General features: G+C 60.5%; 25 protein-coding genes. 10 read left to right on the top strand and 15 right to left on the bottom strand.

The window, feature by feature from the left end; translation table 11 throughout:
* Window positions 1–52: 52 nt before the first annotated feature.
* Complete coding sequence (fdhD, locus tag NDN16_RS05295) at window positions 53–865, top strand: formate dehydrogenase accessory sulfurtransferase FdhD (protein ID WP_251112597.1); 813 nt, start codon at window positions 53–55, stop codon at window positions 863–865.
* Window positions 866–1,121: 256 nt separating this feature from the next.
* Here the strand turns inward: fdhD and NDN16_RS05290 are convergent, their stop codons facing one another.
* From NDN16_RS05290 to NDN16_RS05280, 3 genes are all read right to left on the bottom strand, one after another.
* A complete protein-coding gene (locus NDN16_RS05290; protein WP_435301060.1) occupies window positions 1,122–2,288 on the bottom strand; it encodes an osmoprotectant NAGGN system M42 family peptidase in 1,167 nt (388 codons plus the stop codon).
* 69 nt (window positions 2,289–2,357) lie between these two features.
* Entirely contained in the window at window positions 2,358–4,148 is a 1,791-nt protein-coding gene (ngg, locus tag NDN16_RS05285; protein ID WP_435301059.1) for an N-acetylglutaminylglutamine synthetase, read from the bottom strand.
* Between the two features lie 5 nt (window positions 4,149–4,153).
* The gene (locus tag NDN16_RS05280; RefSeq protein WP_251112596.1) at window positions 4,154–5,929 is read right to left on the bottom strand and encodes an N-acetylglutaminylglutamine amidotransferase; all 1,776 of its coding nucleotides are present in this window, start codon (window positions 5,927–5,929) and stop codon (window positions 4,154–4,156) included.
* Window positions 5,930–6,079: 150 nt separating this feature from the next.
* On the opposite strand from NDN16_RS05280, the gene NDN16_RS05275 reads away from it, so the two are divergent.
* The 3 genes from NDN16_RS05275 to NDN16_RS05265 are packed head-to-tail and all read left to right on the top strand — an operon-like array spanning window position 6,080 to window position 8,693.
* Window positions 6,080–6,574 (top strand): MaoC family dehydratase, encoded by a 495-nt coding sequence (locus NDN16_RS05275; protein WP_251112595.1) that lies wholly within the window; start codon window positions 6,080–6,082, stop codon window positions 6,572–6,574.
* Window positions 6,575–6,584: 10 nt separating this feature from the next.
* Complete coding sequence (gph, locus tag NDN16_RS05270) at window positions 6,585–7,271, top strand: phosphoglycolate phosphatase (RefSeq protein ID WP_251112594.1); 687 nt, start codon at window positions 6,585–6,587, stop codon at window positions 7,269–7,271.
* Window positions 7,272–7,325: 54 nt separating this feature from the next.
* Entirely contained in the window at window positions 7,326–8,693 is a 1,368-nt protein-coding gene (locus NDN16_RS05265) for an APC family permease (protein ID WP_251112593.1), read from the top strand.
* A 47-nt stretch (window positions 8,694–8,740) separates the two neighbouring features.
* On the opposite strand, the gene NDN16_RS05260 is transcribed toward NDN16_RS05265, so the two are convergent.
* The 3 genes from NDN16_RS05260 to NDN16_RS05250 all read right to left on the bottom strand — a co-directional run bounded on the left by NDN16_RS05260 (window position 8,741) and on the right by NDN16_RS05250 (window position 11,486).
* The gene (locus NDN16_RS05260) at window positions 8,741–9,343 is read right to left on the bottom strand and encodes a DUF2076 domain-containing protein (RefSeq protein WP_251112592.1); all 603 of its coding nucleotides are present in this window, start codon (window positions 9,341–9,343) and stop codon (window positions 8,741–8,743) included.
* A 95-nt stretch (window positions 9,344–9,438) separates the two neighbouring features.
* Window positions 9,439–10,875 (bottom strand): aminotransferase class V-fold PLP-dependent enzyme, encoded by a 1,437-nt coding sequence (locus NDN16_RS05255; RefSeq protein ID WP_251112591.1) that lies wholly within the window; start codon window positions 10,873–10,875, stop codon window positions 9,439–9,441.
* A gap of 146 nt (window positions 10,876–11,021) precedes the next feature.
* A complete protein-coding gene (locus NDN16_RS05250; protein ID WP_251112590.1) occupies window positions 11,022–11,486 on the bottom strand; it encodes an Lrp/AsnC family transcriptional regulator in 465 nt (154 codons plus the stop codon).
* A 124-nt stretch (window positions 11,487–11,610) separates the two neighbouring features.
* Between NDN16_RS05250 and NDN16_RS05245 the strand changes: the two genes are divergently transcribed.
* Complete coding sequence (locus NDN16_RS05245; RefSeq protein ID WP_251112589.1) at window positions 11,611–12,486, top strand: MBL fold metallo-hydrolase; 876 nt, start codon at window positions 11,611–11,613, stop codon at window positions 12,484–12,486.
* A 14-nt stretch (window positions 12,487–12,500) separates the two neighbouring features.
* On the opposite strand, the gene NDN16_RS05240 is transcribed toward NDN16_RS05245, so the two are convergent.
* Window positions 12,501–13,076 (bottom strand): SH3 domain-containing protein, encoded by a 576-nt coding sequence (locus NDN16_RS05240; protein ID WP_251112588.1) that lies wholly within the window; start codon window positions 13,074–13,076, stop codon window positions 12,501–12,503.
* Window positions 13,077–13,320: 244 nt separating this feature from the next.
* Here NDN16_RS05240 and NDN16_RS05235 point away from each other — a divergent pair, with 244 nt between their 5' ends.
* Genes NDN16_RS05235 through NDN16_RS05225 form a run of 3 tightly spaced genes read left to right on the top strand, consistent with a single transcriptional unit; the run spans window position 13,321 to window position 14,885 of the window.
* Window positions 13,321–13,824, top strand: coding sequence for a biotin transporter BioY (locus tag NDN16_RS05235; protein ID WP_353050193.1), 504 nt, complete (start codon window positions 13,321–13,323; stop codon window positions 13,822–13,824).
* On the top strand, window positions 13,821–14,273 hold the full coding sequence (locus NDN16_RS05230; protein WP_251112586.1) for a DUF1284 domain-containing protein: 453 nt from the start codon (window positions 13,821–13,823) through the stop codon (window positions 14,271–14,273). The genes NDN16_RS05235 and NDN16_RS05230 overlap by 4 nt, the downstream gene beginning before the upstream one ends.
* A 21-nt stretch (window positions 14,274–14,294) precedes the next feature.
* Complete coding sequence (locus tag NDN16_RS05225; protein ID WP_251112585.1) at window positions 14,295–14,885, top strand: exopolysaccharide biosynthesis protein; 591 nt, start codon at window positions 14,295–14,297, stop codon at window positions 14,883–14,885.
* Between the two features lie 19 nt (window positions 14,886–14,904).
* On the opposite strand, the gene eutH is transcribed toward NDN16_RS05225, so the two are convergent.
* Complete coding sequence (gene eutH / locus NDN16_RS05220; RefSeq protein ID WP_251112584.1) at window positions 14,905–16,149, bottom strand: ethanolamine utilization protein EutH; 1,245 nt, start codon at window positions 16,147–16,149, stop codon at window positions 14,905–14,907.
* A 105-nt stretch (window positions 16,150–16,254) separates the two neighbouring features.
* Entirely contained in the window at window positions 16,255–17,076 is an 822-nt protein-coding gene (locus tag NDN16_RS05215; protein WP_251112583.1) for a LuxR C-terminal-related transcriptional regulator, read from the bottom strand.
* Window positions 17,077–17,173: 97 nt separating this feature from the next.
* Here NDN16_RS05215 and NDN16_RS05210 point away from each other — a divergent pair, with 97 nt between their 5' ends.
* Together NDN16_RS05210 and NDN16_RS05205 are read left to right on the top strand one after the other, a co-directional pair.
* Window positions 17,174–18,418, top strand: a complete 1,245-nt coding sequence (locus NDN16_RS05210) for a D-arabinono-1,4-lactone oxidase (protein WP_251112582.1) — start codon at window positions 17,174–17,176, stop codon at window positions 18,416–18,418.
* A gap of 214 nt (window positions 18,419–18,632) precedes the next feature.
* Window positions 18,633–18,971 carry a hypothetical protein gene (locus NDN16_RS05205; RefSeq protein WP_251112581.1) on the top strand — a complete coding sequence of 113 codons (339 nt, stop codon included), beginning with the start codon at window positions 18,633–18,635 and terminating at the stop codon, window positions 18,969–18,971.
* Between the two features lie 29 nt (window positions 18,972–19,000).
* On the opposite strand, the gene NDN16_RS05200 is transcribed toward NDN16_RS05205, so the two are convergent.
* Genes NDN16_RS05200 through NDN16_RS05175 form a run of 6 tightly spaced genes read right to left on the bottom strand, consistent with a single transcriptional unit; the run spans window position 19,001 to window position 25,471 of the window.
* Complete coding sequence (locus tag NDN16_RS05200) at window positions 19,001–19,642, bottom strand: MucR family transcriptional regulator (protein ID WP_251112580.1); 642 nt, start codon at window positions 19,640–19,642, stop codon at window positions 19,001–19,003.
* A gap of 56 nt (window positions 19,643–19,698) precedes the next feature.
* On the bottom strand, window positions 19,699–20,001 hold the full coding sequence (locus NDN16_RS05195) for a hypothetical protein (RefSeq protein ID WP_251112579.1): 303 nt from the start codon (window positions 19,999–20,001) through the stop codon (window positions 19,699–19,701).
* Between the two features lie 3 nt (window positions 20,002–20,004).
* Entirely contained in the window at window positions 20,005–20,583 is a 579-nt protein-coding gene (locus NDN16_RS05190) for a hypothetical protein (RefSeq protein ID WP_251112578.1), read from the bottom strand.
* A 12-nt stretch (window positions 20,584–20,595) separates the two neighbouring features.
* The gene (locus tag NDN16_RS05185; protein ID WP_251112577.1) at window positions 20,596–21,435 is read right to left on the bottom strand and encodes a hypothetical protein; all 840 of its coding nucleotides are present in this window, start codon (window positions 21,433–21,435) and stop codon (window positions 20,596–20,598) included.
* Window positions 21,436–21,444: 9 nt separating this feature from the next.
* Complete coding sequence (locus NDN16_RS05180) at window positions 21,445–25,134, bottom strand: host specificity factor TipJ family phage tail protein (protein ID WP_251112576.1); 3,690 nt, start codon at window positions 25,132–25,134, stop codon at window positions 21,445–21,447.
* On the bottom strand, window positions 25,100–25,471 hold the full coding sequence (locus tag NDN16_RS05175) for a hypothetical protein (RefSeq protein WP_251112575.1): 372 nt from the start codon (window positions 25,469–25,471) through the stop codon (window positions 25,100–25,102). Before NDN16_RS05175 ends, NDN16_RS05180 begins: the two co-directional genes overlap by 35 nt.
* Window positions 25,472–25,525: the final 54 nt, after the last annotated feature.

The following is a 25,525-nucleotide window of genomic DNA, read 5'->3' as shown; positions in this document are numbered from 1 at the left end:
CACGCCTGCGTGATCACTTTGTGATTTCACTCAGCCTGAACGAGGTGCCGCAATGAGTGTGGACGTCAAGGCGGCTACCCTGGCCTGGCGCGACGGACGCTTCGCCGCCGGCGAAAGACCGGTACCGGAAGAGGCGGCCGTTGCCGTGTCGATCAACGGGACCACCCACGCCGTGATGATGGCGACGCCCTCCGACCTCAAGGATATGGCGCTCGGGCTGGCGCTGAACGAGCGGATCGTGCGCACGGCCGACGAAATCGAGCGGCTGGAGATGGAAGCGGTCGACGGCGGCTACGATTGCCGTCTCTGGCTCGTGCCGCAGCGGGCGGCCACCTATGTGGCACGCCGCCGGCAGATGACCGGCCCGGTCGGCTGCGGATTGTGCGGCGTGGAATCGCTGGAATACGCGACGGTCTCCCTGCCGCGGCTGGACGACGTCCTGGCCGTCGAACCTGTGCAGATCGTCCGGGCGATGGAGGAGATGGCGGAAGGCCAGGTTCTCGGACGTCGCACCCGCGCGGTGCACGCCGCGGCCTTCCATCGCCCCGGCACGGGCTGCATCGTGATCCGCGAGGATGTCGGCCGGCATAATGCGCTCGATAAGGTCACAGGCCATCTGGCGGCCGCGGGAACGGACGCTTCGCTGGGCTTCCTGACGATCACCAGCCGACTTTCCGTGGAACTGGTGCAGAAGTCCGCGATGATGGGATGCGGGCTGATCGCCGCCATATCGGTGCCGAGCGCCTTGGCGCTCCGCGAGGCCGACACGGCCGGCATCACCGTGGTCGCCGTTGCGCGCGGCGACACCTTCGAAGTCTTCACCCATCCTCGGCGAATCGTCGGCGCAGTCGAACCGCGTCCTTGAACGTCCCTGCCGATGTGATAATATTCATGCCAAGGGGGTGATGTTGTCTCGCCTTCGGCAGGGACCGGCATTCGCGCCGGCCCCGTCGGGTTACTTCCAGACCAGTGTCAGGCTGCTACCAAATACCCTGATCCGGAGTACGACCTTCCGAAGTTTCACAAACATCACCCCCTTTCGGCCGCGCGCGACGCAATCGGCCGCGCGCCATGTTTCTCTATCCTGTTCAGTTTGGATGTGTCAGCAGCGGAATTGACGCTCAGCCCCGGTCTTCGTTGCCGGGATCCGAATCTTCGGCCAGTTCCTGCGCGGCTTCGGCTGCCGGCTGCCGGGTGAACCCTTCCAGCCCGGCATGAAGGTTTCTGTCCCGCTCGATCTCGACGGGCGAGGTCGCATAGGCGGTGATGAGCTCGGTCAGCGAGCGCAAGGCGTGGATGTGAATACGCTCCCACCCATGCGAGGCGTCCACGCCGAAGGTGACGAGGGCGGTCCGCACGTCGTGCCCGGCCTCTACCGCGGAAGCCGAGTCCGAACGGTAGTAGCGGAACACGTCCTTCTGGTAACGGATGTCTTCGTCTTGGCAGAGGCGCACGAGCTTCTTGGTCAGATGATAGTCGAACGGACCGGTCTGGTCGGCCATGGCGATCGTGACGCCGAATTCGGAAGAGTTCTGCCCCGGCGCCGTCGTGCCGTTGTCCACCGCCACCATGGAGGCGACATCCGGCGTCAGGATGGACGATGCGCCGACCCCGACTTCCTCGGCGATGGTGAACAGCCAGTGGATGTCGACCGGCGTTACCGTCTTCTCCCGCTCCAGCGCCTCGATGGCGGCCAGCATGATCGCAACGCCGGCCTTGTTGTCGAGGTGCCGCGAGACGATGAAGCCGTTGTCGAGAAATTCCGGCTGGGGATCGATGGCGACGATATCGCCTACCTCGATGCCCAGCCGTGCCAGTTCGCGGCCGTCGCGAGACAACGCGTCGACCCGAAGTTCCACATGCGACCAGCCGACGGGCTGGCTGTCCACGGCTTCGTTGAAGGTATGTCCGGACGCCTTCAACGGCAGGATCGTGCCACGATAGGAGCCCGTATCCGCGAAGATCGTGGCGCGCGCGCCTTCGGCGAAGCGGGCCGACCAATGCCCGATCGGCACGACTTCCAGCCGGCCGTTGGGCTTCAGCGCCTTGACCTGCGCGCCGAGCGTGTCGACATGACTGACGATGGCGCGAGCCGAAGCACGGCGGCTTCCCTGTCGCAAGGCGCGGATGGCGCCGCGCCGCGTCAGTTCTACCCGCAGGCCGAGACGCTGCAACTCGTGCGTCACGTGTCGCACGATCGTGTCCGTATAGCCCGTCGGGCTGGGTATACGAAGCAGGGCCTTGAGTTGGTCGGTCAGATAATGGCTGTCGATCGAAAGCCGGGGCACGATGAACTCCTGCGCCGCTAGGTTGTCTGCGGCCTATAGCTGATTTCAGGATGCGCTTGCGAGGCGCATCTAGACTCTTTTGCGCTTGCGCTGCTGCGCCTTGCGCACGGAGGCGGGGATGGACAGCGGGAAAAGCAGGTCCACGAAGCGCTCTGCCGTGGGTTGCGGCTCGTGATTGGCGAGGCCGGGGCGCTCGTTGGCTTCGATGAACACATAGTCGGGCAGGCGAGGGTCCTTGACCATCAGGTCAACGCCGCAGACGGGTATGTCGATCGCACGCGTGGCGGCCACGGCGGCTTCCACCAGTTGCGGATGCACCATGCCGGTCACGTCGTGGATCGTGCCGCCCGTATGCAGGTTCGCGGTTCCGCGAACCTTGACTTCCCGTCCCTCCGGCAGGACGTCGTCGAGGCCGAACCCGGCCTTGCGTACGGAACGCTCGGTCTCGTCGTCCTGCGGTATGCGGCTTTCGCCCCCGGTCGCCGCGCTTCTTCGGCGAGACAGGCGCTCGATAAGCTCTCGTATCGTATGGCGTCCATCGCCGACGACGACCGGCGGGCGCCGGATGGCTGCCGCGACGACCCGGAAATCGATGACGACGAGCCGCAGGTCGTCGCCCTGGAAGCAGGATTCCAGGAGAACCCTGTCGCATTGCTCGCGCGCATCCCGGATGGCGGCCTTCGCGTGGTCGAGCGTCTCGACGCCGACCGCGATCCCGCGTCCCTGCTCGCCCCTGGCGGGCTTGACGACGATGGAGCCATGCGCCTCGATGAAGGAGGCCAGGTCTTCGTCGCCCTCGGGCGCGGCGATCTGCGCCGGAACGGCGACACCGGCTCCTTCCACCAGGCGGCGGGTGGCGCTCTTGTCGTCGCAGATCGACATGGCGACGGCCGAGGTCAACTCGGACAGGCTTTCGCGGCAACGGATGCTTCTGCCGCCATAGGTCAGCCGGAAGAAGCCGCCCGACGCATCGATGACATCGACGGATATGCCGCGTCTGCGGGCTTCGTCGACGATGATGCGCGCATAGGGGTTGAGGTCGTCGAAGGCGTCGCCCGCCCCCGTGAAGAGCTGTTCGTTGATCTGGTTTCGCCGCTTCACCGCAAAGAAGGGGACGCGGTAGAACCCGAGCCGCTCGTACAGCCCGATGGCAGGCTGGTTGTCGTGCATCACCGACAGATCCATGGTGGCGCATCCACGCGCCTGGAAGTGTTCGGCAAGCTGGCGCACCAGGGCCTCGCCGATAGCCGGATGCTGGGCCTGCGGATCGACGGCGAGACACCAGAGCGACGAGCCTTTCTCCGGATCGTCGAAGGTGCGCGCATGGTCGACGCCCGTCACCGTGCCGACGATCTGACGTGTCGTCTCGTCTTCGGCGACCAGCCAGGTCAACGCGCGGCTGTCCCTGTTCTGCCAGAAGAAATCCGGGTCCACCGTCACCATGCGCCGGCTCTGGTAGATGCGGTTGATTTCCGCCGCGTCGGCCACCGACGCCAGCCGGCGGATGCGAAAGCCGGCTGGCCTGCGGCGACTGGGCCGATAGGTGTTGAGGTCCAGACGGTAGGTATGGGACGGGTCGAGAAACAATTCCTGCGGCGCATAGGAAATCAGGACATGCGGATCGCGCACATAGAAGGCGATGTCGCGCCGGTCCGGCCCTTCCTCGTTCAGCCGTTTCACCAGCGCCGACGGATCTTCGAAGGTCTGCCCGAAGAACAGCCGTCCCCACCCGCAGTCGACTGACGCGTCGGGTTGCGGCGTGCCGTCGGGCGCGCCGTGCGGAACCTTGGCGAATGTCCGCATGCGCTTCAGCCGCCGTTCGTAGCCGGCTGCGGCCTTGCCGTGGTCGTCACCCGTCATCGGCCTCAGATCTCCTGGCTCTGGAGCCAAAGTTCAAGCAGGGCCACCTGCCAGAGCTCCGATCCACGCAGCGGCGTGATCCGCTGCGTCGGGTTGGCGAACAGATCGTCCAGATAATCCTTGCGGAAAAGCTGGCGTTGCCGCGCCCTGTCGCTCGTCAGCGTATCGCGCACCATGTCCAGATACGGCCCCTGGATATATTTCAGCTGCGGGACCGGGAAGTAGCCCTTCTTGCGGTCGATCACCTCGGACGGGATCACCTGGCGGGCGGCTTCCTTCAATACGCCCTTGCCGCCCTGCCTGAGGTTTTCGGCCGAGGGGATGCGTGCGGCGAGTTCCGCCAGCTCGTGGTCCAGGAACGGCACGCGCGCCTCCAGCCCCCAGGCCATCGTCATGTTGTCCACGCGCTTGACGGGATCGTCCACCAGCATGATGCGGCTATCGAGACGCAATGCCTTGTCCACCGGATCGTCGGCGCCTGGCCGGCCGAAATGGGCGCGGACGAAATCCAGGCTCACATCGGTCTCGGTATGCCATTCGGGGGAAAGGTGGCGGCGGAGGGTTTCGTCGCTGCGGTCGAAGAAGGCTTTCGAATAGGAGGCAAGGGGGTCGTTGGCTCCGGCCAGAGGCGGATACCAGTGATAGCCGCCGAAAATCTCGTCCGCTCCCTGTCCCGACTGCACGACCTTGATGTGCTTCGAGACCTCGCGGGACAGGAGGTAAAAGCCGATATTGTCGTAGGAGACCATGGGTTCCGACATGGCGCCGATGGCACCCGGCAGGTTCTCCATCAATTCGGAACCCGGCACGAAGATCTTGTGATGCTTCGTATCGTAGTGCCGGGCAATGAGGTCGGAATATTCGAACTCGTTGCCGACCTCGCCGTTCGCATCCTCGAAGCCGATGGAAAAGGTGCTGAGACCCGTCTGTCCCGCTTCGGCCAGAAGGCCGACGATGAGCGAGGAATCAACCCCTCCGGACAGAAGCACGCCAACCGGCACGTCTGCGACCATGCGCCGTTCCACGGCGGTTCGCAGGGATTCGAGCACCGCGTCCCGCCAATCGTCGGCGGTCATGGATTCGTCGCCCGGTTGCGGGCCGTAGGACGGGTTCCAGTAGACCTTGTCTTCGAAGGTGCCGTCCGGCTCGATCAGCCGCACGGTGGCCGGGGGAAGCTTGCGCACGCCCTTGATGATCGTCAGCGGCGCCGGCACGACCGCATGGAAGGTCATGTAATGGTGCAGGGCTTCGCGGTCGATGGACGTATCGACGTCGCCGGTCTTCAGGATGGATTGCAGGGACGAAGCGAAATAAAGCCGTTCCGGCGTCTGCGACAGGTATAGCGGTTTGATGCCGAAGCGGTCGCGCGCCAGCATGACGCGTCCCGTATCCCGCTCGTGGATGGCGAATGCGAACATCCCCTTGAACCGCTCCACGCAGGATGCCCCCCAAGCGTGGTAGGCCTTGGCGATCACCTCCGTGTCGCCGTGCGAAAAGAAGCGGTAGCCCATGTCGGACAGTTCCGCACGCAACGCCGGATAATTGTAGATGCAGCCGTTGAAGGCGAGGGTAAGACCGAGATCGGCGTCGACCATCGGCTGCTGTGCCTTTTCCGAAAGGTCGATGATCTTCAGGCGGCGGTGGCCGAGGCCGACATTGCCGCGCACGACCTGGCCCGATCCGTCGGGGCCGCGTCGCGCCAGGCAGTTGCCCATGCGCTCGATCCGCTCCGGTGAGGCCATCCTGCCATCGAAGCGAACTTCACCGCAAATTCCGCACATGGATCGACCCTGCCTTTCCCTTGGATTTTCGATAGGTGCCTGCACATATGGGCCACGATGCTGCGCTGCCCACCCCCGGATGCTTTGCAACCGTGATCCGGACAGGGCATAGGAAGGCGCGGACGGACAGACAGGCGGAGAGGCTGCGGAATGAGCGAAGTGTCGGAGGCGGAGCTGAGGCAAAGGCTGGTGCCATTGGAGACCTACCGTGGCTATGTCGATGGCGAGGCGTTCGTTTCCGATTGGTTGGCTGTGGACCAGGCCATGATCGACCAGTTCGCCGATGCCACGCACGATCACCAGTTCATTCATGTCGATCCTGCGCGCGCCGCCGCCGAGGGGCCTTTCGGGGGAACGGTCGCGCACGGTTTCCTGTCGCTATCGCTGCTGTCGACCCTGGCCTATCGCGCCATGCCCTTCGTCGAGGGCGCCACGATCGGCGTCAATTACGGGTTCGAGCGCGTGCGCTTCGTCTCGCCGGTGCGCAGCGGCGCGCGGGTGCGCGGCCGTTTCCGTCTCAAGGGCCTGAACGAGAGGGCGGTGACGATCCAGTCCACCTGGGAAGCATCCGTGGAGATCGAAGGGGCGGCCAAGCCCGCCTTGACGGCCGAATGGATCACCGTCTCAATGATCCAGCCTGCATGAGGGGAGGGGCATGAGCGATAGCCCGATCTGGCCGAAGGCCATCCTGTTCGATCTCGACGGAACGCTGGTGGACTCCGTGCCCGATATCCATGCAGCGCTGAACGATACGCTGGCCAGCTATGGCGAGCCGCCCTTTACCCTGGAGGCCGTGACCGGCTTTGTCGGGCAAGGCGTCCCGAAGCTGATCGAGCGTGCCTATGCGGCGCTCGACAAGCCCATCGACCCGGCAAGCCGCGACAAGGTGGTGGAGCGCTTCCTGTCCATCTACGGTCCGCGCGCGACGGAACTGACCACCCTCAACGCCGGCGCCAGCGCCATCGTGCGGCACCTGGACGACAAGGGTTACCGCCTCGGCGTCGTGACCAACAAGCCGGGTTCGGAGACGGCAACGATCCTGGCGCATTTCGGCCTTGCCGATGCGATGGATATCGTCATCGGCGGCGACGCCGGCCCGGCCAAGAAGCCCGCGCCGGATCTTCTTCTCTTGGCCTGTGAAAGGCTCGGCGTGACGCCGGCCGACACGATGTTCGTCGGCGACAGCGAAAACGACGTGGCGGCGGCAAAGGCGGCCGGCATGGCGGTCGCGGTCCTGCGTGGCGGCTACACCTCCATACCGGCCGAGGCGCTGGGGGCCGATTATGTGCTGGAGCGCCTTGACCAACTGCCCGAGGCTATCATGTCGATAAAGGCGGCGTGAGCGAGACGTGAAGCTTCCCGCCGCTTGTCCATGGCGTAGCGGGAGGAAAGCCGCATGGGGGTTCAGGAAGCGCAGGGCGAACCGAAGCTCAAGCGTGCCGCGGGTCTGACGCAGATCACGCTCTTCGGCCTCGGCAGCATGCTGGGGGCGGGTATATACGGGCTGATCGGCAAGGCGGCGGCCGAATTGGGCAGCGCAGTCTGGGTCGCCTTTCTCGTTTCGATGGTGGCGGCGCTTCTGACGGGGCTTTCCTATGCCTCGATCGCATCGCGCTATCCGCGTGCCGGGGGTGCGGCCTATGTGACGCAGATGGCCTATCGCCGCCCCATGGTGAGCTACGTCGTCGGTCTGGCCGTGGTGTGTTCCGGCCTGACCTCCATCGCGACCCAATCCAACGTCGTGGCGGCGAATATCGCCGAGACCTTCGGCATCGGTGCTCCCCACTGGCTTTTGGCCATCGGCTTTCTGGTGCTGTTGTCCGGCGTCCTCTTCCGGGGCATTTCGGAATCCCTCTGGCTCAACGCCGTCTGCACCCTGGTGGAGGCTTTCGGCCTGATCCTCGTCATTTCCGTCGGTGTGAGCTACTGGGGCAACGCCAATCTCCTGGAATTTCCGCAGAGCGAGGGCGGGGGAGCGGTGGAAGGCCCGGTTGCGCTGCTTGTCATGCAAGGCGCCGTCCTGACCTTCTTTTCCTTCATCGGCTTCGAAGACATGCTCAACGTCTCGGAAGAGGTCAAGAACCCGGAGCGGACCATGCCCCTGGCCTTCATCCTGGCGATCCTTGCCGCTACGCTGATCTATATCGCGGTATCCATCACGGCGGTATCGGTAGTGCCCTGGCAGGAACTGGCCGAGGCGGCCGGGCCCCTGACATTGGTCGTCGAGAGGGCCGCGCCCTGGTTCCCTGTGGGGCTGTTTGCCGGAATCACGATCTTCGCCGTCGCCAATACCGCGCTGGTGAATTACGTGATGGCGTCCCGTCTCCTGTACGGCATGTCGCGGCAGGGCCTGCTGCCGACCCCGCTCGGCCGTGTCCACAAAAGCCGCCACACGCCCTATGTCGCGATCTTCGTGCTGCTCGCCATCGTGATCCTGTTGTCGCTGCTGGGGGACATCGCCGCACTGGCCTCGTCGACCGTCCTGCTGCTGCTGATGGTCTTCACGGTCGTCAACGTTGCGCTGATCGTCCTGAAGCGTCGCCCGGACGACCAGCCGGGCAAGTTCGAGGTGCCGGCCATCGTGCCGGCGCTTGGAGCGCTATCCTGTGCAACGCTGCTGATCGTGCGGATTGCCGAGGGGGACTGGACCGCACCGCTGATCGCCGGCGGGCTCGTGGTCGCGATCCTGATCCTTTATTTCGCAACAGGCGCCGGCGACGAGGGGCGCATCGAGAAATTTCTGGCCAGCCAGCGCGATAGCTGATGCGCGGCTGATCCGGGCCCGGTTTGCACCGGGCCCGGTCGGTTGCATCAGATGTCGTCGAAATCGCCGAAGCCGCCGCCATCATCGAAGCCGTCCATCCCGACATCCTCTGCCAGCCCGTCGGTTGCGTTGTCGACTTCGCCGGCGATGGCGTCTCCCGCCCCGCCGAACATCGAACCCAGCATGGAGCCGAGCATCATGCCGCCGGCCACACCGACGGCCGTTTGCGCGGCGCCGGCAAGAAAGCCGCCACCCTGCCGTGCGGCGGGTTGCGCCTGTGCGCCCGATGCGCCGCCCCAGGGCGAGCCGGCCGGCATCGCACCGCCGGTACGGTCTTGCCGCGGCGTGGGCGCGTCAGGGCGCTGCCCACGCTGGCTACCGCCGAACAGACTGCCGAGAAGTCCGCCGCCGCTGCCGCTCTCCTGACTCCGGGATTCGAGCTGGCGGATACGCTCCTGAGCGGCTTCCAGCGCCTGCTCCTGCACGATGATGGTCTGTGCCATGTAATAAGGCGCCGCCGGCTGGGCGGAGAGCCTCTGCTGGATGAAGGCCTCCGCTTCGCCGTCGCGCGGGGTGGCCTCGCGCTCGACCATGCCAAGCCGCGTGAACAGCCCTTCGATCAGGCGCTTTTCTTCAGCATTCATGCTCATTTCAGGGACTCCCGAAGTTGCAAAGCCTCGTCCACATAGGAAGTCGCAGCGGCCGCATGAAGGCCATGGAGTTTTCGTGATCGCGACGTGAGGTCTCAGGCTGCGGGCTGGAACCTTGCCGTCCGGGGGTCTGCCACGTAGCGGTCCGCAAGCCGGGATGCTGTCTGCGACAATTCGGCGACGGCATCGACGATGCGCTCGGCCTCGGCGTCGGAATGCAGATAGCTGAAGTTCAGGCGCACCCAACCCGGCTTCTCGAGCTCGTGCCCGGCCCCGAGCCGCAGGAAAAGCGCCTGCGATGCCGCGTCATCCAGCCCGAGCAGGCGGTGGGCATAGGGGCCGGCACAGGCGCAACCGCCGCGCACCTGGATGCCCCACATGTCGCTCAGCATCCGGGTGAACATCTGATGGTGAACCAGACCACCTTCCGGATCCAGAACCTGGAAGGAAAAGATCGGCAATGCCGCCATGCCGGGCCGTTGGCCCAGAAGCCGGATGGCGGGCGTCTGCGCCCAGCGTTCGACGGCACGTTGCCGCAAAGCCTCTTCCCGTTCGAGAATCGCGCGCGCGCCGACGGCATCCTTGACCAGCATGACGAGCGCCGCACGAATGTCGCCGACGACGTTGGGCGTGCCCGCTTCCTCTCGCGCCTCGACGCGTGCGCTGTAGACATGGCCCCATGGCGAGACGAACGAGACCGAGCCGCCGCCCGGCAGCGTGGGCGTCGTGCGCCGCACGATGCTGTCGCGCACCACCATGATGCCGGACGCGCCCGGACCGCCCGGAAACTTGTGCGGCGAGAGGACGATGGCGTCCTTCGCCTCCGCGCCATCGCCCATATCCATCGGAATGTAGGGCGCGCCTGCCGCATAGTCCCAGATTGCGATGGCCCCGGCCGCCTTGAGCCGGCGCGTCACGATATCGGCGTCCGTGACGATCCCGGTGACGTTGGATGCGGCAGAGAAGCTGCCGACGATCAGGTCCGCTCCCCTGGCTTCTGCAAGGGCTTCGTCCAGGCTGGCGAGATCGACCCCGCCGCACTCCGCCTCGGCAACCTCGATCACGCGTGCTCCGCTTTCGCGCCATGGCAGAATGTTGGAGTGATGCTCGTACGGACCCGACAGCACCACGACCCGGTCGCCGGCGGCCACGCGCGCGTCCACTTCCAGAAGCCGGACGATGCGGTTGATGCCGCTCGTCGCACCGGAGCCGGTGAAGACGACATGGCAATCGGCGCCGGCCCCCACGAGCCCGGCGATCACGCCCCGCGCCTCTTCCCGAAGCCGTGTCATGGCGCCGCCGCAGTAGGACGCTTCGGTATGGCTGTTGGCGTACCAGGGCAGGACGTTTTCGGCGACGAAGTCCTCCACCTGCCGAAGGGCGCGGCCCGACGCGACGTAGTCCGCATAGAGCAGCGACTGCGGGCCGAAGCCGGCATCGAAACGCGCGCCGTTGCCGATCAGCCCGCCGCGCAGCCGCGCTATGGTATCGCCGGATGCCAGATCGTTTCTGAAGTCTGCGAGAATGCCCATCGCCGTGTTCCGCTCCATAAAGGATATGGATGAACGGTAATGGATTTCCTCAACGATTTTGCACTTATATGACCCATTCCGATAAGATATCACGCAATATATGATCGACGGTTACGGCAAAATCCTGCGTCGATGACAACGTCGTTTCAGCGAATGGAGACCGGGCGATTCTCCAGGATTGCCTCCATCGTGAAATACGAGGTGACGTTTTCCAGGTCGAGTTTCTCGATGAGGCGCTGGTAGACCTCGTCGTAGCTTTTCATGTCACGCGTGACGATCTTCAACATGTAGTCGTAATCGCCACCGATCCGGTAGAAATCGGTAATATCGGCAATCGATGTCACGTGAGCACGAAACTTCTTGAGCCATTCGGCGGAATGGTTTCGGGTGCGGATCATGGCGAAGACGACAAGCCCGCGCCCGAGCAGCTCCCGGTCGATCCGCGCCGTCTGGCCTTTCAGCACACCGTTGTCCTGCAACTGCTTGATACGCCGCCAGCAGGCATTCTGCGACAGGCCGATCTTGTCGGCGAGGTCGCGCTGCGACTGGCTGGCGTCTTCCTGCAACTCCATGATGATCCTTGCATCGATATGATCGATCTTGAGCGTCATTCTTCGTTCATTTCCTGACTGATCAAGTGGTGCGGGCCGACAACGCGTGAAGAATCCTTCGCTTGGGCATGGTATCACCTCTGCCAGGGCCATGCGATCCAGCGGCCGTTTCGGGGAGCGTGCCATGAGTGGATTGAACGGCCGGCCGGACGTTGCCGGTTTCTTCGACCCGCAGACGAATACGATCGCCTATGTCGTGGCGGACCCGGAGACGGGTGCCTGCGCCATCGTGGATCCGGTCATGGACATCGACTATGCGGCCGGCCGCATCGCATTCGAGCATGCCGACCGTATGATCGATCATGTGCGTGCGCATGGATTGACCGTCGAATGGGTGATCGAAACCCATGTGCATGCGGACCACCTGTCCGGGGCGCCTTACATACAGGAAAGGCTTGGCGGTCGGTTGGCCATCGGCTCCGATATCGTCGCCGTGCAGGAGACGTTCGGCAAGATATTCAACGAGGGCACCGAGTTTCAGCGCGACGGCAGCCAGTTCGACGTCCTGTTCTCCGATGGCGACAGGTACACGATAGGCCGGATCGACGCCGTGGCCATGCATACGCCGGGGCACACGCCAGCCTGCATGACGCATCGCATCGGCGACGCCGCCTTTGTCGGGGACACGCTGTTCATGCCGGACGGCGGCTCTGCGCGCGCCGATTTTCCGGGCGGTGACGCCGGACAGCTTTACGATTCCATCCAGCGCATTCTTGCCCTGCCGGACGAGACGCGGTTGTTCATGTGCCACGACTATGGGCCCAACGGGCGTGAGATACGGTGGGAAACGACGGTGGGTGAGGAGCGGGCAGCCAATATCCATGTCGGGGGCGGTCGCTCCCGCGAGGAATTCGTCGCCTTTCGCACCGCAAGGGATGCAACCCTTTCGATGCCGAGGCTTATCCTGCCGTCACTGCAGGTCAACATGCGCGCCGGTCGCCTACCGGCGGCCGAGTCCGGCGGCAAGCGTTATCTCAAGGTGCCGCTGGACGGGCTATAAGCGCCCGACGGTCGTCACCTGACCCGCTCGCCGGGATAGACGCCCCAGAGGGCGGATTGGCGGACATGCCCTTCCAACTCTCCGGGTGGAAGCGATACGCGGCACCAGCTTCCGCTGCAGTTCGCCACATCCAGCAACACACGTGGCCCGAGCGTGGCAATGGTCGAGGCGGCGGTGGCGGGCCGCCGATGCAGGGCAATGCCGTCGCTGTCCCATGGCGCGACGATGGCGGTGCGCCGACCCGAGAGCAGGGGTGCATACATCCAACCGGTCGCGGCATCCGCATCCCTGATCCTGCGCCAGTTGCCCCATTCTTCGATGATCTCAACCGGCGTGCCGCGATGATGGTAGACCCAGCGGATTGGATAGTCGGTGCCGGGTCCGACACGCATCCGCGCCGGCGCTCCGCCGATCGATACGTATCGTGGCAAGGGTAGGCCGGTGACGCGGCCAAGGGCACCCGCATGCATACCCTCGCCCCGGCTGTCCTTCGAAGCGGCCCATGCGTCGGGTTGGGCGACAGCAAGGCTGCAGATCGCCAATGCCGCGATGTGGCGCGGCACCCGATGATTCAGCCATCCAAGTCTCATTCGCATGCGAGCCGACCGGTCAAACAATCCAACACGCGCGTAAGGTCGCGCCGAATAGTTGCCAAAAGATCATTCAAAAAATCTATAAAATTGCACCGCCATTGCGATGCGGTTGAGGGCATGCAATACAAATTGACGATAGGAATCAGATTTTATCTATTAAATGGGGAGTGAGATGAGTTTGCATTCAGAAACTGGATTTTCAGTCGGCCATGCACGCCGCCTTTCATGGCAAGTGGGGGCCGTGGCTGTCGGCAGCATCGCCCTGACCGTGTCGTCCTATGTCCAGGTACCGATGATACCCGTTCCCGTGACGATGCAGACCCTCGCCGTAACCATGGTCGGCGCGCTTCTCGGGCGGCGCTTGGGAACGCTGACGGTCATGGCGTGGTTGGCCCAGGCGATGGCCGGCCTGCCCGTTCTTGCCGGCGGCGCCGGCGGCATCCACCACTTTGCCGGTCCGACGGCGGGCTATCTTGCTGCGTTTCCGATCATGGCTTGGATGACGGGCTGGTTTGCCGAGAGGGGATGGAACGGTCTTGCGCCATGGCGGGCCTTTGCTGCCATGCTGGCGGCGAACCTTCTGTGTCTGGCCCTCGGGGGCGCGTGGCTGGCGGGTATTCTTGGACCCGCCCAGGCGCTTGCGCTCGGGGTCGTGCCGTTTCTCGTCGGGGCGGCACTGAAGTCGGCCCTTGGCGCCGCGCTTCTGGCGGTCATCGCACATCGTCGCCTGCGCAAGGCAGCATGACGATCCTTCTGCGGCCTCATCATCTCCTCTGCCTCCTGACCTATGTGGGCGAGGGGTATGGGGATGTCTTCACCCGCAACTACGATGCGATCGCAAGGCGCCTGTCGGCGGGCGAACCGATCATGATCGTCGACGGGCCGGACGATATCTGTGCTCCGCTGCTGGCGGACCCCGATGCGCATTGCCGCCTGCCCGGCGTGATCGGGCGCGACGCGGATGCCCTGCATGATGTTGCCGGCATTCTGGGAGCGGAGGTCGGGGACGTGCTGTCGCTGGACGAAGCGACGCTGCAGGACATGCGTACCGCATTCGCTTTTGGGCGCATCCGGCATGCCTGTGTCGGATGCGAATGGGAAGCGCTCTGCAGCACGGTCGCGCGGGACGGGTTTGCCGGCACGCGCGTGCAACTTGCCGCGGGCGCAGACGAGGCCATGTGTTTCGGTTCCTGATCCCTCGAGGCCGGAGTATCGATGGCGGACGCCCAGTTTGAGACGTTGAGCGGACTTCTGGACGCGGTGGAAGAGCGCAATCGGGCCGATGGCGGCCTGTCCATGGGCGTCATCGGGGACATTGCCGGGGACAGGGCTTTCGGCGCGATGATACTGCTGCCTGCACTTGTCACCGTATCGCCTTTGTCCGGCATTCCGACGGTGCCGACCATGGTGGGTGTCATCGTCATGCTTCTGTCCGCCCAGCTCGTGCTGGGACGAAGTGAGCCATGGTTGCCGAAGCGTCTGGCCGGTGCCCGTCTGTCGAGCGATCGCGTGCACAAGGTGTTGCGTTTCATGCGGCGGCCGGTCGGCTGGATCGACCGCGTGGTGCGCCCGCGTTTCCGCTTCGCGACAAGCAGCCTTGGCCTGCGTGGAGCGGCGCTGATCTGCTTCGTGACGGCGGCGACCATGCCGCCGCTGGAGATCCTGCCCTTCATGGCAACGACGGCGGGGCTGGTGATTTCGATCTTCGCGCTCGCGATCACCCTGCGCGACGGCCTCCTGATGATCGTCGGGCTCCTGGCAGCCGGCGGCATGGCCTACGCGGCGTGGACGTTGTTGGCAGGATAAGCTTGCGCGCCGGGCTGGCTCAGGCTGCAGACAGCGGCGCCTGAGCGTCGGCATCCGTTTCGTTCGACACCTTTGCCGCCGCCCCCATGATTTCCGCGCGAGGCACTGCGATAAGGAGCGCGATGGCGAAGCCCGCGAACGCGCCGGCAATCTTGCCGAGCATGATGATGATGATGAGGCTCGGCTGGAAGTTGGCGGTAAAGGCGAGATGGTCGCCGAAGAGGAAAGCGCCGCACACCGCGAAGGATAGTGTCAGGACCTTGTCGCGCGGCGTCATATCCTCGACGAGCCGAAACAGGGCTATGATGTTGGCGCAGGCCGCCACCAGACCCGCAGCGCCTTCGGCTTGCAGCCCGAGCCGGCGCCCGAGCTTCTCCATCGGGCGGGAAAGGTAGCGGGTGATAAGGTGGACCATGGGGAAGGCACCCGCGAGCATGATGCCGATATAGCCGGCGAGCTCCAGCGCCCGAAACTGATCGGCCTCGTCGGCGATGATCGGATCGAAGCCCCACGACCCGAACAGCGTCGAGAAGGCGCTCGTGAAGTACTCGATGATCGACAGAACGAGGATGATGCGAAGCACTGCCGTCAGAACGCGCCCGAAGATCAGGAAACCGCGGATCATCGCACCGGGGATCAGCGCCAGGCCGGCCGCGAAGGCTGCACAGATGATCGCGAGCGGCACGAGATTGGCTATGAGCTGACCGAAGGTGATCGCAAGGGTGTAAGTCGCCTCGGCGTTGGTCGAAACAGATTCTCGTACCGTCGGGCCGGTGACGATGAGAAGCATGCCGGCAACCAGCGCGCCGACAGGGATCGACAGGAATCCCGCCATCGTGCCGAGCGCCATGTAGGGCCGATCCTCTGGCTTCAACATGGTAAGGCCGATCGGGATCGAGAAGATGATCGTCGCGCCGGCGAGGTAGCCGACTACCATGGCTATGATCCAGTCCTCTCGCGATCGCGCAAGGGCGTCGGCGAGCTGGTATCCGCCCATGTCGACCGCGATGAAGGTGTTCGCGGCGACCGCCGGATCTGCACCGACCGCAGCGAAGGCCGGGCCGAAGATCGCAGGAATCGCGGCCGATAGGTATGGCTGTGCCGCCATGATGCCTGCAACCGGCACGAAGATGATGCCGATCGTGTAAAGACCGGACAGGAATTCCTTTCCGAGCCCGCTCTCTTCATCGACGATCGAGGCTATGGCGCCGGCGAGGGCGCACGCCATGATGATGTAGATGACGAGATTTCCGATAAATTCCATGTCGACCGCCCCCGCATCTGGAAACTGCCTAAGGATAAATCGCTGTTCGATAATTGAGCAAGATGGCGAAGGTGGGCCTTTGGGCCTATTGTCAATCTCTAGCGATTATGACACGCGCGCACGATCGGCCTCCGGCTCGTGCAAGTGCTCGATGAAGAGTCGAAAGAGTTCGCCCTGACTGGAGATGCGCAGCCGTTTGTAGATGTTGGCACGGTGGTTCTTCGCGGTGCCTTCCGAGATACCCATCGTCATTGCGATCGAGAGCGCGCTGTGCCCGCGCAAAAGCAGGCGCATGACTTCGCGCTGCGTCGCGGTCAGGGTTTCCAAGAAGAGGGAGGAGAAGCGCGCCTCCAGGTCAGCGACAGATCCGGCGGGGCTTGCGTACGATGCGCGGCGTGTGTGCCACTCTCTGCGGATCGCCTCTGCGATGATCGGCTCCACGGCCCGCAGCGCAAAAAGATCTTTTGCGGAAAACCCCTCCTTGTCCTCGATGCGCATCAGCGAGTAGGTCGCGGTCAGCCCTTCGTCGATCGGCACCAGGAAACCGACTTCCTCGGCAAGCGTCCCCGCCTCGGTCGAGATGCAGGGATGGACGTCCGGAGAGCACATGAAATCGGAGGTGAAGAAGCTGTCCGGCGCCAGATCGCGCATGCGCCACAGTCCGTCCGCATGGCCGTTGATGCTGGCCAGGTAGAAGGGGTCGAGCAGATAACTGCCATTGAGATAGGCCCGAAGCGCCGCCTTGGAGATTCGGTCCGTGTAGCCATCATAGATTAGGTAAGGCGCGCGGCACGGCGAGTAAACGAGCAACACCGACATCTCGAAGCTGGCCTGCCGCCGCGCCAACGCGTCGAGCGCCACTCCGAAACCGGGCGTGCCGGCGGCTCCTATCAACTGCGCGATCGTCTGTGCCTCGCCCGGCTCCATCGGTCCCTCTGCAGCGTCCCATGTGCCTTCAAGCATATCGACCGGGGCCTTGCGTTCAAGAACTCTCCTGCGACGACAAAAGAGGAAAGGACGGGCAATGAACTTCGAAAAAGGCGGCGTCTGGCGCAACTGGGTCGGCAACCAGTATTGCGTGCCTCAGTACCGCGCGAGTCCCGCGAGCGAGGCAGAGCTCCAGGCCGCCATCGTCGAGGCCGGGCGGCAGGATCTGCCGGTGCGGGTAGCGGGCTCCGGCCACTCCTTTACCCCGGTTGTCGGCACGCCCGGCCTTCTCCTGTCGCTGGAACGCTGTGCGGGCGTCCACCAGGTCGACCGGGAGCGCAAACAAGTCCGGGTTGCGGCAGGAACACGCATCAATGCCGTCGGCAAGGCATTGAAAAGCCATGGGCTTTCACTCGTCAATCAAGGCGACATCGACAGCCAGGCAGTTGCCGGAGCGTTTACGACCGGCACCCACGGTACTGGAATCAAGCTCGGCAATCTCGCCGCATCGATCGCCGGCATGCGGATCGTGAAGGCGGACGGCGATATCCTGTCGATCGACGGCAGCGACACCGATCTTCTCCACGCAGCACAGGTATCGGTCGGCGTGCTCGGTGCCATCTCGGAGCTGACGCTGAACGTTGCGGAGAGCTACAATCTTCACGAGCGACTGTTTCGCGACGATTTCGAGACCTGCATGGAGCGGCACGACGAACTTGCCGCGCGGCATCGCCATTTCGGCTTCTTCTGGTGCCCGGTCCCGGAGAGCCGGCATCTCTACTGCCTCGCCGACACGCGGGATTCACCCTGGTCGTCCACGCAGGCCGACGCCGACATCTGCGAGATGAAGGTAATGGACATTACCGATGCGGCGCCGATGGAGGGAACGTTCGAGAAGATCGCCTATTCCTCCGATGTCTACCCGATCGAATACGTGCCGAACTTCGTGGAACTCGAATATGCCGTGCCGCTGGAGCACGGAAAGGATTCGATCCGCGCCGTCCGCGAACTCATGCTGACGAAGCATACCAACTGCATCTTTCCGATCGAGTACCGCTTCACGGCCGGTGACCCGGCCTGGATGAGCCCGTTCCATCACCAGGATTCGATCACGCTGTCGATCTCGGGCGGACCAGGCATCGATTATTGGGCGTTCTTGCGCGACACCGATGAGATCTTGCGACGCTACGGCTCGCGTCCGCACTGGGGCAAGATGCACTTCCTGGATGCGGATGATGTGACGGCCCTCTATCCCAGGGCAGGGGACTTCCGGGAGTTGCGCCGCGAGATCGACCCCAAGGGGCGATTCCTCAACGATCATCTGCGGATGCTCTTCGCATGAAAGGGGTCGGGTATTTTGGTGCCGCTTGCGTGACTCGAACACGCGACCCCATCATTACGAACTTTGGTACTTATGCCGGAAACCCCGGATTTCCGGGCTTTTTCGTTTCAGTTTGGCCCGGTTTGTCGGGTTATATCTGTGCGGAACGGGGGGTTTCTGTGCGGTTTCTGTGCGCCCGCACGGATTGGACCTAACCTCAAAAAGGGTCCAAACCATGAAACTTATATACGTTGAAATTATCGCCGCAGCGGTCCTACTCGGATTGGCTGCATACGCCACGACTGCGGACTCTGAAGAGTTGCCTTCGCCTGCCTGCATGGCATTCACCACGAAGCTAACAACCCACCTGATCGAGGAAGCGAAGGGCACCGACAAGGAAGCCCAAATTGAAGCCGCTATTGAGAAGGTCGGGGGAGTTGAAGCCTTGGCGATCCAGCAAGCGAAGGCAGCCGATGCTAACCCGGATGGGCCGGAAGGTTGCGCAATGGCGTTAGCGTTCCTGAAGGACGACGCAATCAAAGAGCTAGCCCGGAAAACGCTAGGATTGGAATAGAAAAGGGGGCTTCGCGGCCCCCTTCTTCGTTAGCTCTTTTTGGACGCTGCCTTCGGTTCCCGCTTGTAGTGCGGCCTGTCCGCATGTTCCTGTTGGGCGATGTCATGATCGGTGTTTGCAACGGCTTCAAACTGTTGCTCACTCTCTGCAAAAGGATCGGGCTCGATCTTACCCCTTGGTGCGGCATCTTCCCATTCGACGGAATCCTGAAGGGAAGGCGCTTTCTTCCTGCCCTTTTGGCCTAGGCCAGCCTTCAACGCGACCTCGCTACGACGCCTCTTAGTGGCAGCGGCAACCATCGGATAATCGTCCGGCAGGCCAAAATACTCCCGGTAGGACTGTGGCGTATGGCCCCTCTTGGCAATGTGGCTCTTCAGTTGCTTCATTTTGCGATTGTCAAAGAAGGAAATTAGATACTCATCGTTGATCGATGCATCGATTTCCTTCTTCGATTTCGGTTCGCGTTCCGGCCCTGCAATGGTTGGCGTGTCTGTCGCAAGCTCGCCTTCAATAACCTTGGCCGAACCCATCGCTTCCAATTCGGCGTTGATCACGCGCAAAAACACTTCCGAACGGCGATCCATCTCTTCAGGATCAACTTCATTCTTAGAAAGGTAGGCGGCATTCTGGTTGGAAAGGGCTAGGATAGTTTGTGTCAGTAGCTTTGACATGGGGAACCTCGCGAATAGCAATGAATCGCGATACCATGTGCAACGGCAGCCCGCAATTATCGAGGCGAATTTATAACCATCGTCACCAAGGCACCGGCTACGCTGAAAAGCGTAATTAGAACCAGCCCGTAAACAATTTTTTCGATTGGTGAAAATTTGTCCTTGCGAAGGTAGACGGTATCCATATCTTTGCGGATACCGGCTATTTCCTTCTCATCTCGTTTGCGGATCGCGTCGGCACTGGTTTCAATATATTGGACTCGATTGGCCTCAACTTCGGTTAGGCGATCAATTTGATCAACCAACCCTTTCGTACGTTCGTCTAGCCTGCTTGCGCTGGCCTTACCCTCTTCGGTCATTCATCAGATTTGGGAAGCCTCGATAAAGAGGGTATCGATATCGTCTTCCGTCAATTCTAGCTGTTGGCCTAGGGCCGCAACCAACGGATGGCTACGCTCTAACTGTGTTGCGTATTCCCATTCGATGCGGGCTTCTTCGCCTTGCTGGCCGGGTAGGGCTGCAATCGCGTCATTGGCTTCAGCTAGAAGGTCACGGCGGGAAAGGGCAATCTTTGCCTGTCGCATGGTGACAACCGTTGTCGGCTCGACCACCACTTCAGGCGTATAGGTTTCGTTGGCTTCAGGATCGTAGTAGTCGCCTTCAACGATTTCCTCTTCCGATCCGATGAACCATTCGCCATCATCTGGCGGTACGCGGGAAGGTTCATCCGAAATAACGCGAATTTTGCCATCGCTTTCAACGGCAGCGTAGTAAGGCAACACGGCTTCTAAAAAGACCGATCCTTCATATTTCGATTCCGGCTTGACGATATCCAAATGGAAATCTTCGCCTTTCTCGTTATGAAGCGGGTAGAATTTAAAACCTGTAGGTTGATCAACCTGAATTGGCTGCTTTGTAAATTTTCCAAAATTTCTAATCATTGAATATCTTTCTTATTGCTCTGCGCCGAACCAACCACGGTCCCATGAATATGCTTGAAGTTGTGAGATATGGCTTTGCATCGGAACTAGATTTCCGTTTCCTGTGTATCCCATAAACTGACTCCAAATCGGGCGGGCTGGACTAGTTCCATTCCAACCACCGACCGCGTAACCTATTGTTCCAGCATGAACCCAACGAAGTTCACGAACGTCATGGTTATTAATATTATTAGCATGTCCTTGCGCTTCATTTCGCATTTGCTCGGCGTAGGTTCGAGTCGCAACCGCGAAATCGGTTACGTCAACTTTAATGACCGGGCTAATGCCATTCCAATACATTGCCATGTAACTGTTAGAGCTTAGATCAGTAACTGCCTTACGAAGCGATCCATCTGTCATGACCATCTGTAATTGCGCCCACTGCCCACCGATTGCCTCTTGGCGTAAGCTAACAACACCATTCAACGCTGTAACTTTACCCGTCATCTGATTATTGAAATCGGTTGTGTTGACCTTGGCATTCAAAGCTGTTTGCGTAGCTGTAGAAACTGGCTTATTAGCGTCGGACGTGTTGTTAACGTTTTCTAAACCGACTCTTGCCTTGTCTAGCAATGCTTCGCCAGTAGCCGGAGCTACCGTAATAATTTCGGCATCCGTTGCACCGGTAAACATCATGATGCGCCATGGGCTGGTTGCGGTATTCAACCACAACGTTCCGGCAACTGCGTAAGTTGGTCTAGCATTACCGGAATGCATCGATTTGAAAGCATCGTGTGAAGATACCAGTCTATCGGCTAGTTCCGTACCGGACGTTTGCGCCGGATTTAAAATTCCTATATCGCCTTGTGACATTTAAATTCCTTATTGTAATTGTGCCCCGTAGCCTTTGCTGTGCCAATTGAAGGTAGCGGGTACGGCTGTATTGCTTGAATTGAAAAATTGTACGAAGAAACCTTGTGGCGTCTCGTTAGTAATTCTCGCCTGTATGTTGGTATTTATATCTACCGGGTTTGCAATGATTGCAGGTGTTGCGGCAAAGGCCATTTCAAAAGTAACCTGTCGTCCGCTTGCTGGCGCTACGATACCTCGACCTGAATCCATACGATCCGGCATATCGATGTTGACAGTTACGCGCTTAACGTAAGGGGTAACAGTTGCAAACTCTTCGCCAAGTCTGGCCGAACCGGTAAGGTGTAACCTGAATTGGAAAGCTCTAGCTGTTACGTCGCCAACTACGAACTCTTTCCATTCAGACCAGTTGTCGTCTAGAGGATCGTCATTCGTTACGCGGACCTGTAATTCAACGCTCCAATCTTCGGCACTGGTATTATCCAATGCTTCAACGGAAAATAGCGTAGACCAGTTTGCCATCGAATCCTTCAAGTCAACGCCATAGGCATCGAATGAAGCTGTAATGCGGGACGTGTAGACGGCATCTAGATCGATTTCGCGATCAAAGTAGTAATAGCCTTCAGGTTCAACGTTCGATCCGGTTCCGTCGATACCATCAGCCATTGTAGGAACGGCGGCTAGCGTCGTCCAATTCGCGATAACGTTCTTGGAAAGAAGGCGAAGGAAACCATCATCAATTTCCGTATTAAATTTGTCGCCGGTAAAGCCTGTCTGATCCAGAACTTCGATAACGTTTAGGTCTAGCAACTTGCCGACACTGGATCGGATCATGGTTGCGTTTCGAGACCTGACACCGTTGGCCTTCACGGCCTTGATCATGTAGAAGCCGACCATTGTTGGAACTGTCTCGGAAACACCGGACACCCTTTGTTTCAACGGCGCGGCATTGTTCCAAAGCGGCTCAACGTCTTCGCCAGCGAAACGAATTTCGTAGTAGCTGGCATTGGCAACGCTATTCCATGACAGGGTAGACGTGCGGTCAATCGAGGCGATGTTGAAGTTGGTAACATCGTCTGGCGGATTGGTTAGGGCCGTGGTGTTGATATCCTCGGACTGCAACCAGTTGGAGAATGTCCCGTTTTCAAAGATCGCACGAACGCGGAAGGCATAGATGCCGTTTTCAAGATCGGTAGCGATGTAGTTCGGTTGGCTGGCTGGCGTCGTTGCGATAACTCGCCAACTTCCTTGCGCACCACGATCCACCATGGCGACCTCATAACGCGCGATCTTACCCGCTCGACTACCGGCCCATGTGAATTGAATTTGCGCAAACCAGCTATCCCCAATCTGGTAGGCATCTTGGCTCCACTGGAAGTCGGAAGGCGGCATAAGGTAGGGATCAACCGGGCGCGTGATATTGCTATTGAACGGCGGAATGACGCCGCGATCTGCCAATGAAATTTCAGGGGCATCGGCTACCAGCGTGATCTTGGCAGTTAGGTTTTCGGATGGCTCGACGGCTAGAACGCGGAAAACGGCGCTGTCTCGTCCAAGCTCGCCCCATGTGAAACTTTCACCGGGAGTTGGCACTGGCCCTGTCCATGGAAGCCTTCGGTATTCGCCCGGCTGCATTCCGTAGAAATCTTGATATAGCTGATCGAATTGGGTTGTTTCCCAACGAAACCTATAGTTTTTTCCACTCTCAACCGTTATCGGTTCGCTTAGGTATAAGAACCCGGCTTCGTGGCGAACGATCCTGCCCCATGCTTGTCCGATCAACATGGTATCATGCGCAAAGCGAACCCTATCGCCTCTGGTGCAACGCAAGAATGACCAGTCGGTATTGAATGAAATTTGTTCGGGACGAAGCTTCAATTGGGCAAGTTGGAATCGACCATGACGCCAGATGTTATGAGCATCGGTAACGCCCGGAAATTCAATCGCTTCCTCTAGCGTCGTGTTGTGCGGGCCGAAGCCATCGTTGTAAACAATACGCTCATCCTCGATCCAACCCTTGTCGCGGTTGATAAATCGAATTTTGAATGCCTGCGGCTTTTTTCCTAGAAGCTTTTCGTAATTGAAATTCCATGTTTTATCAGGGGTAAAGCTCTGGACGATTGGCGGGTTTTGTTCATCCCAAACCAAGGATCGTCTACCGTCTTTCCACATGGGTACGGCTCTACCGGCATGGGCAATTTCAGCGACCATATCGGCAATCGACATGGGGTTGGTGATTACCTTGTCGTAGTTGTAACCGTTGTTGTGGCAGTACCACCAGAACTGTTGAAGAGCCTCGAAATCGATTTGGCTGTCGGGGATCGGTCTGGCATTGGCTGGACCTTGCATAACGTGAAGGATCAGGTCGGCAGGGTTACGCGAAGGGACACCGGGCACCCATGAGGTTCCGTTGAAGCCTCGATAGACATGGGCCGTCACGATACCGTTCAAGCTGTCCAAGCTGCCATTCAATTGCTGGCTGGCTCGCATACGGATAGCGGTACGGGCTAGCTGCTTTGGGTAGGTGATCGGGGATCGGTTTCTAGCGCCACGGAAGGCAGACAGGATCGTCTTGGAGAACGGCGTCCAGCTATCGTTAGAGACGTTGCCGTCATCGGTCGTTAGCCTGCGGATGCGAATTTCATATTGGCCTTCCGCAACCTGTTGGCGAAACGTCCTGCGGATCGGATTCACGTTGCGCTCGTACGTATTCATCAACGGGAAGCTCGCCCAATTGGCTGTTCCCACTAGGCGGTATTGGCCTTCGATCTGATTGTTATAGGCGTACTTCGTGCCATTCTTCTTATCGACGGCATAGAGACCTGAAGGCCAAACGATATCGGCCGAAATTTCGGTAACGCCTGTCGCGGTCGTGCGCTGGACCCAACCTAGGGTTTGTTCAAGGTCAATGGATTCCTGGCTCTCGATAACCTGCCCCGGAAATAGGGGAATGTCGCCGTCGCCGGGGTTGCCCCAACGATGATCGATTTGCACGTCCTGAAAGCTGGAAAGCGGTGTTTCGCCAACGCGGATATCGTGGACCGTGGCAGGGCCATAGCACCACACGAAGAGGCCACGAAAATACTGATCGTCATTGTGGTTTTCGGTATAGGGCTGCGCACCGTAGACAGGGGTAACGCGATGCTGGCCTAGAACAACGGGGATCGCTTGCCACTGCGGGAAGGTGTTTCTTGAACCCGTGATCGAGAATGCCTGCTTACCCTTCTCATCAACATCATTGGATAGCTGCGGCTGGCGGATCGGGAAGAGGGCATTCAATAGGAGTTTGGCACCGACCGAAAGCACGGCAAGGCCAACTTTACCTAGAAGGGTAAGGCCACCGGCTGCGGTAAAGACGGATGCGGAAATGGCAGAGAAGAGGGCACCGATACCGGCGAACAATGGTCCTTCGGCAACGGCGCGGAGAACGATTGTCGTGTCCTTCTTCGGGCGAACCCTTTCCCACTTTTCGGCAGGAACCGGAACGCCGTCGATGTAGACGACAACGGAAGTTGCAAGATCGGAGATATGGGTTTCGACGGCAGCTTGATCGATGATTTCGGCAATCGTCAAACCGGCCAGTACGCGAACCTCGATTGTCTGCGCACGAAGAGGGTGTCCCGCGACGATAACCTTTACAGTGTCGGCAGGGCTATAAATTGTTGTTTCAAGTTCCTTCTTTATCTTCGTTAGCTGACTCATCTATAACTTTCTGAAAATCCTTGTGTCGGAAATATCCGATAATTCGTTTGCATAATGTTGGGCTTGTCGTTCTTTCCATGAGCGAACCGATATCCCTTTCAATATGTAAAATATAACCATTGCCTGCAAAGATACCGACATGCCTTGGGTAATTGCGAAGGCTAATCATAACGGCATCCCCAATGCGTTCCTGTCCCGGTGCCAACTCGATCCAATCTTCATCGATATTGTTCGCTATCAAACTAGCTAGGTGCTTGCTGTCTTCGGTTGTAACGTAATCATCGGCAAATGACGGAAGCACAATGCCAAATTCGTTGCGATAAACCTCGGCTAGCAATCCATAACAAGATCGTGTCCCATGGAGTGGTGTAGCTGGATTTCATAGCCATCG

Source organism: Aureimonas altamirensis, from assembly GCF_023702225.1.
GTDB lineage: Bacteria > Pseudomonadota > Alphaproteobacteria > Rhizobiales > Rhizobiaceae > Aureimonas > Aureimonas altamirensis_B.
The sequence above is the reverse complement of the archived record's forward strand: the minus strand, read 5'-3'. Positions and strand labels throughout refer to the sequence as shown.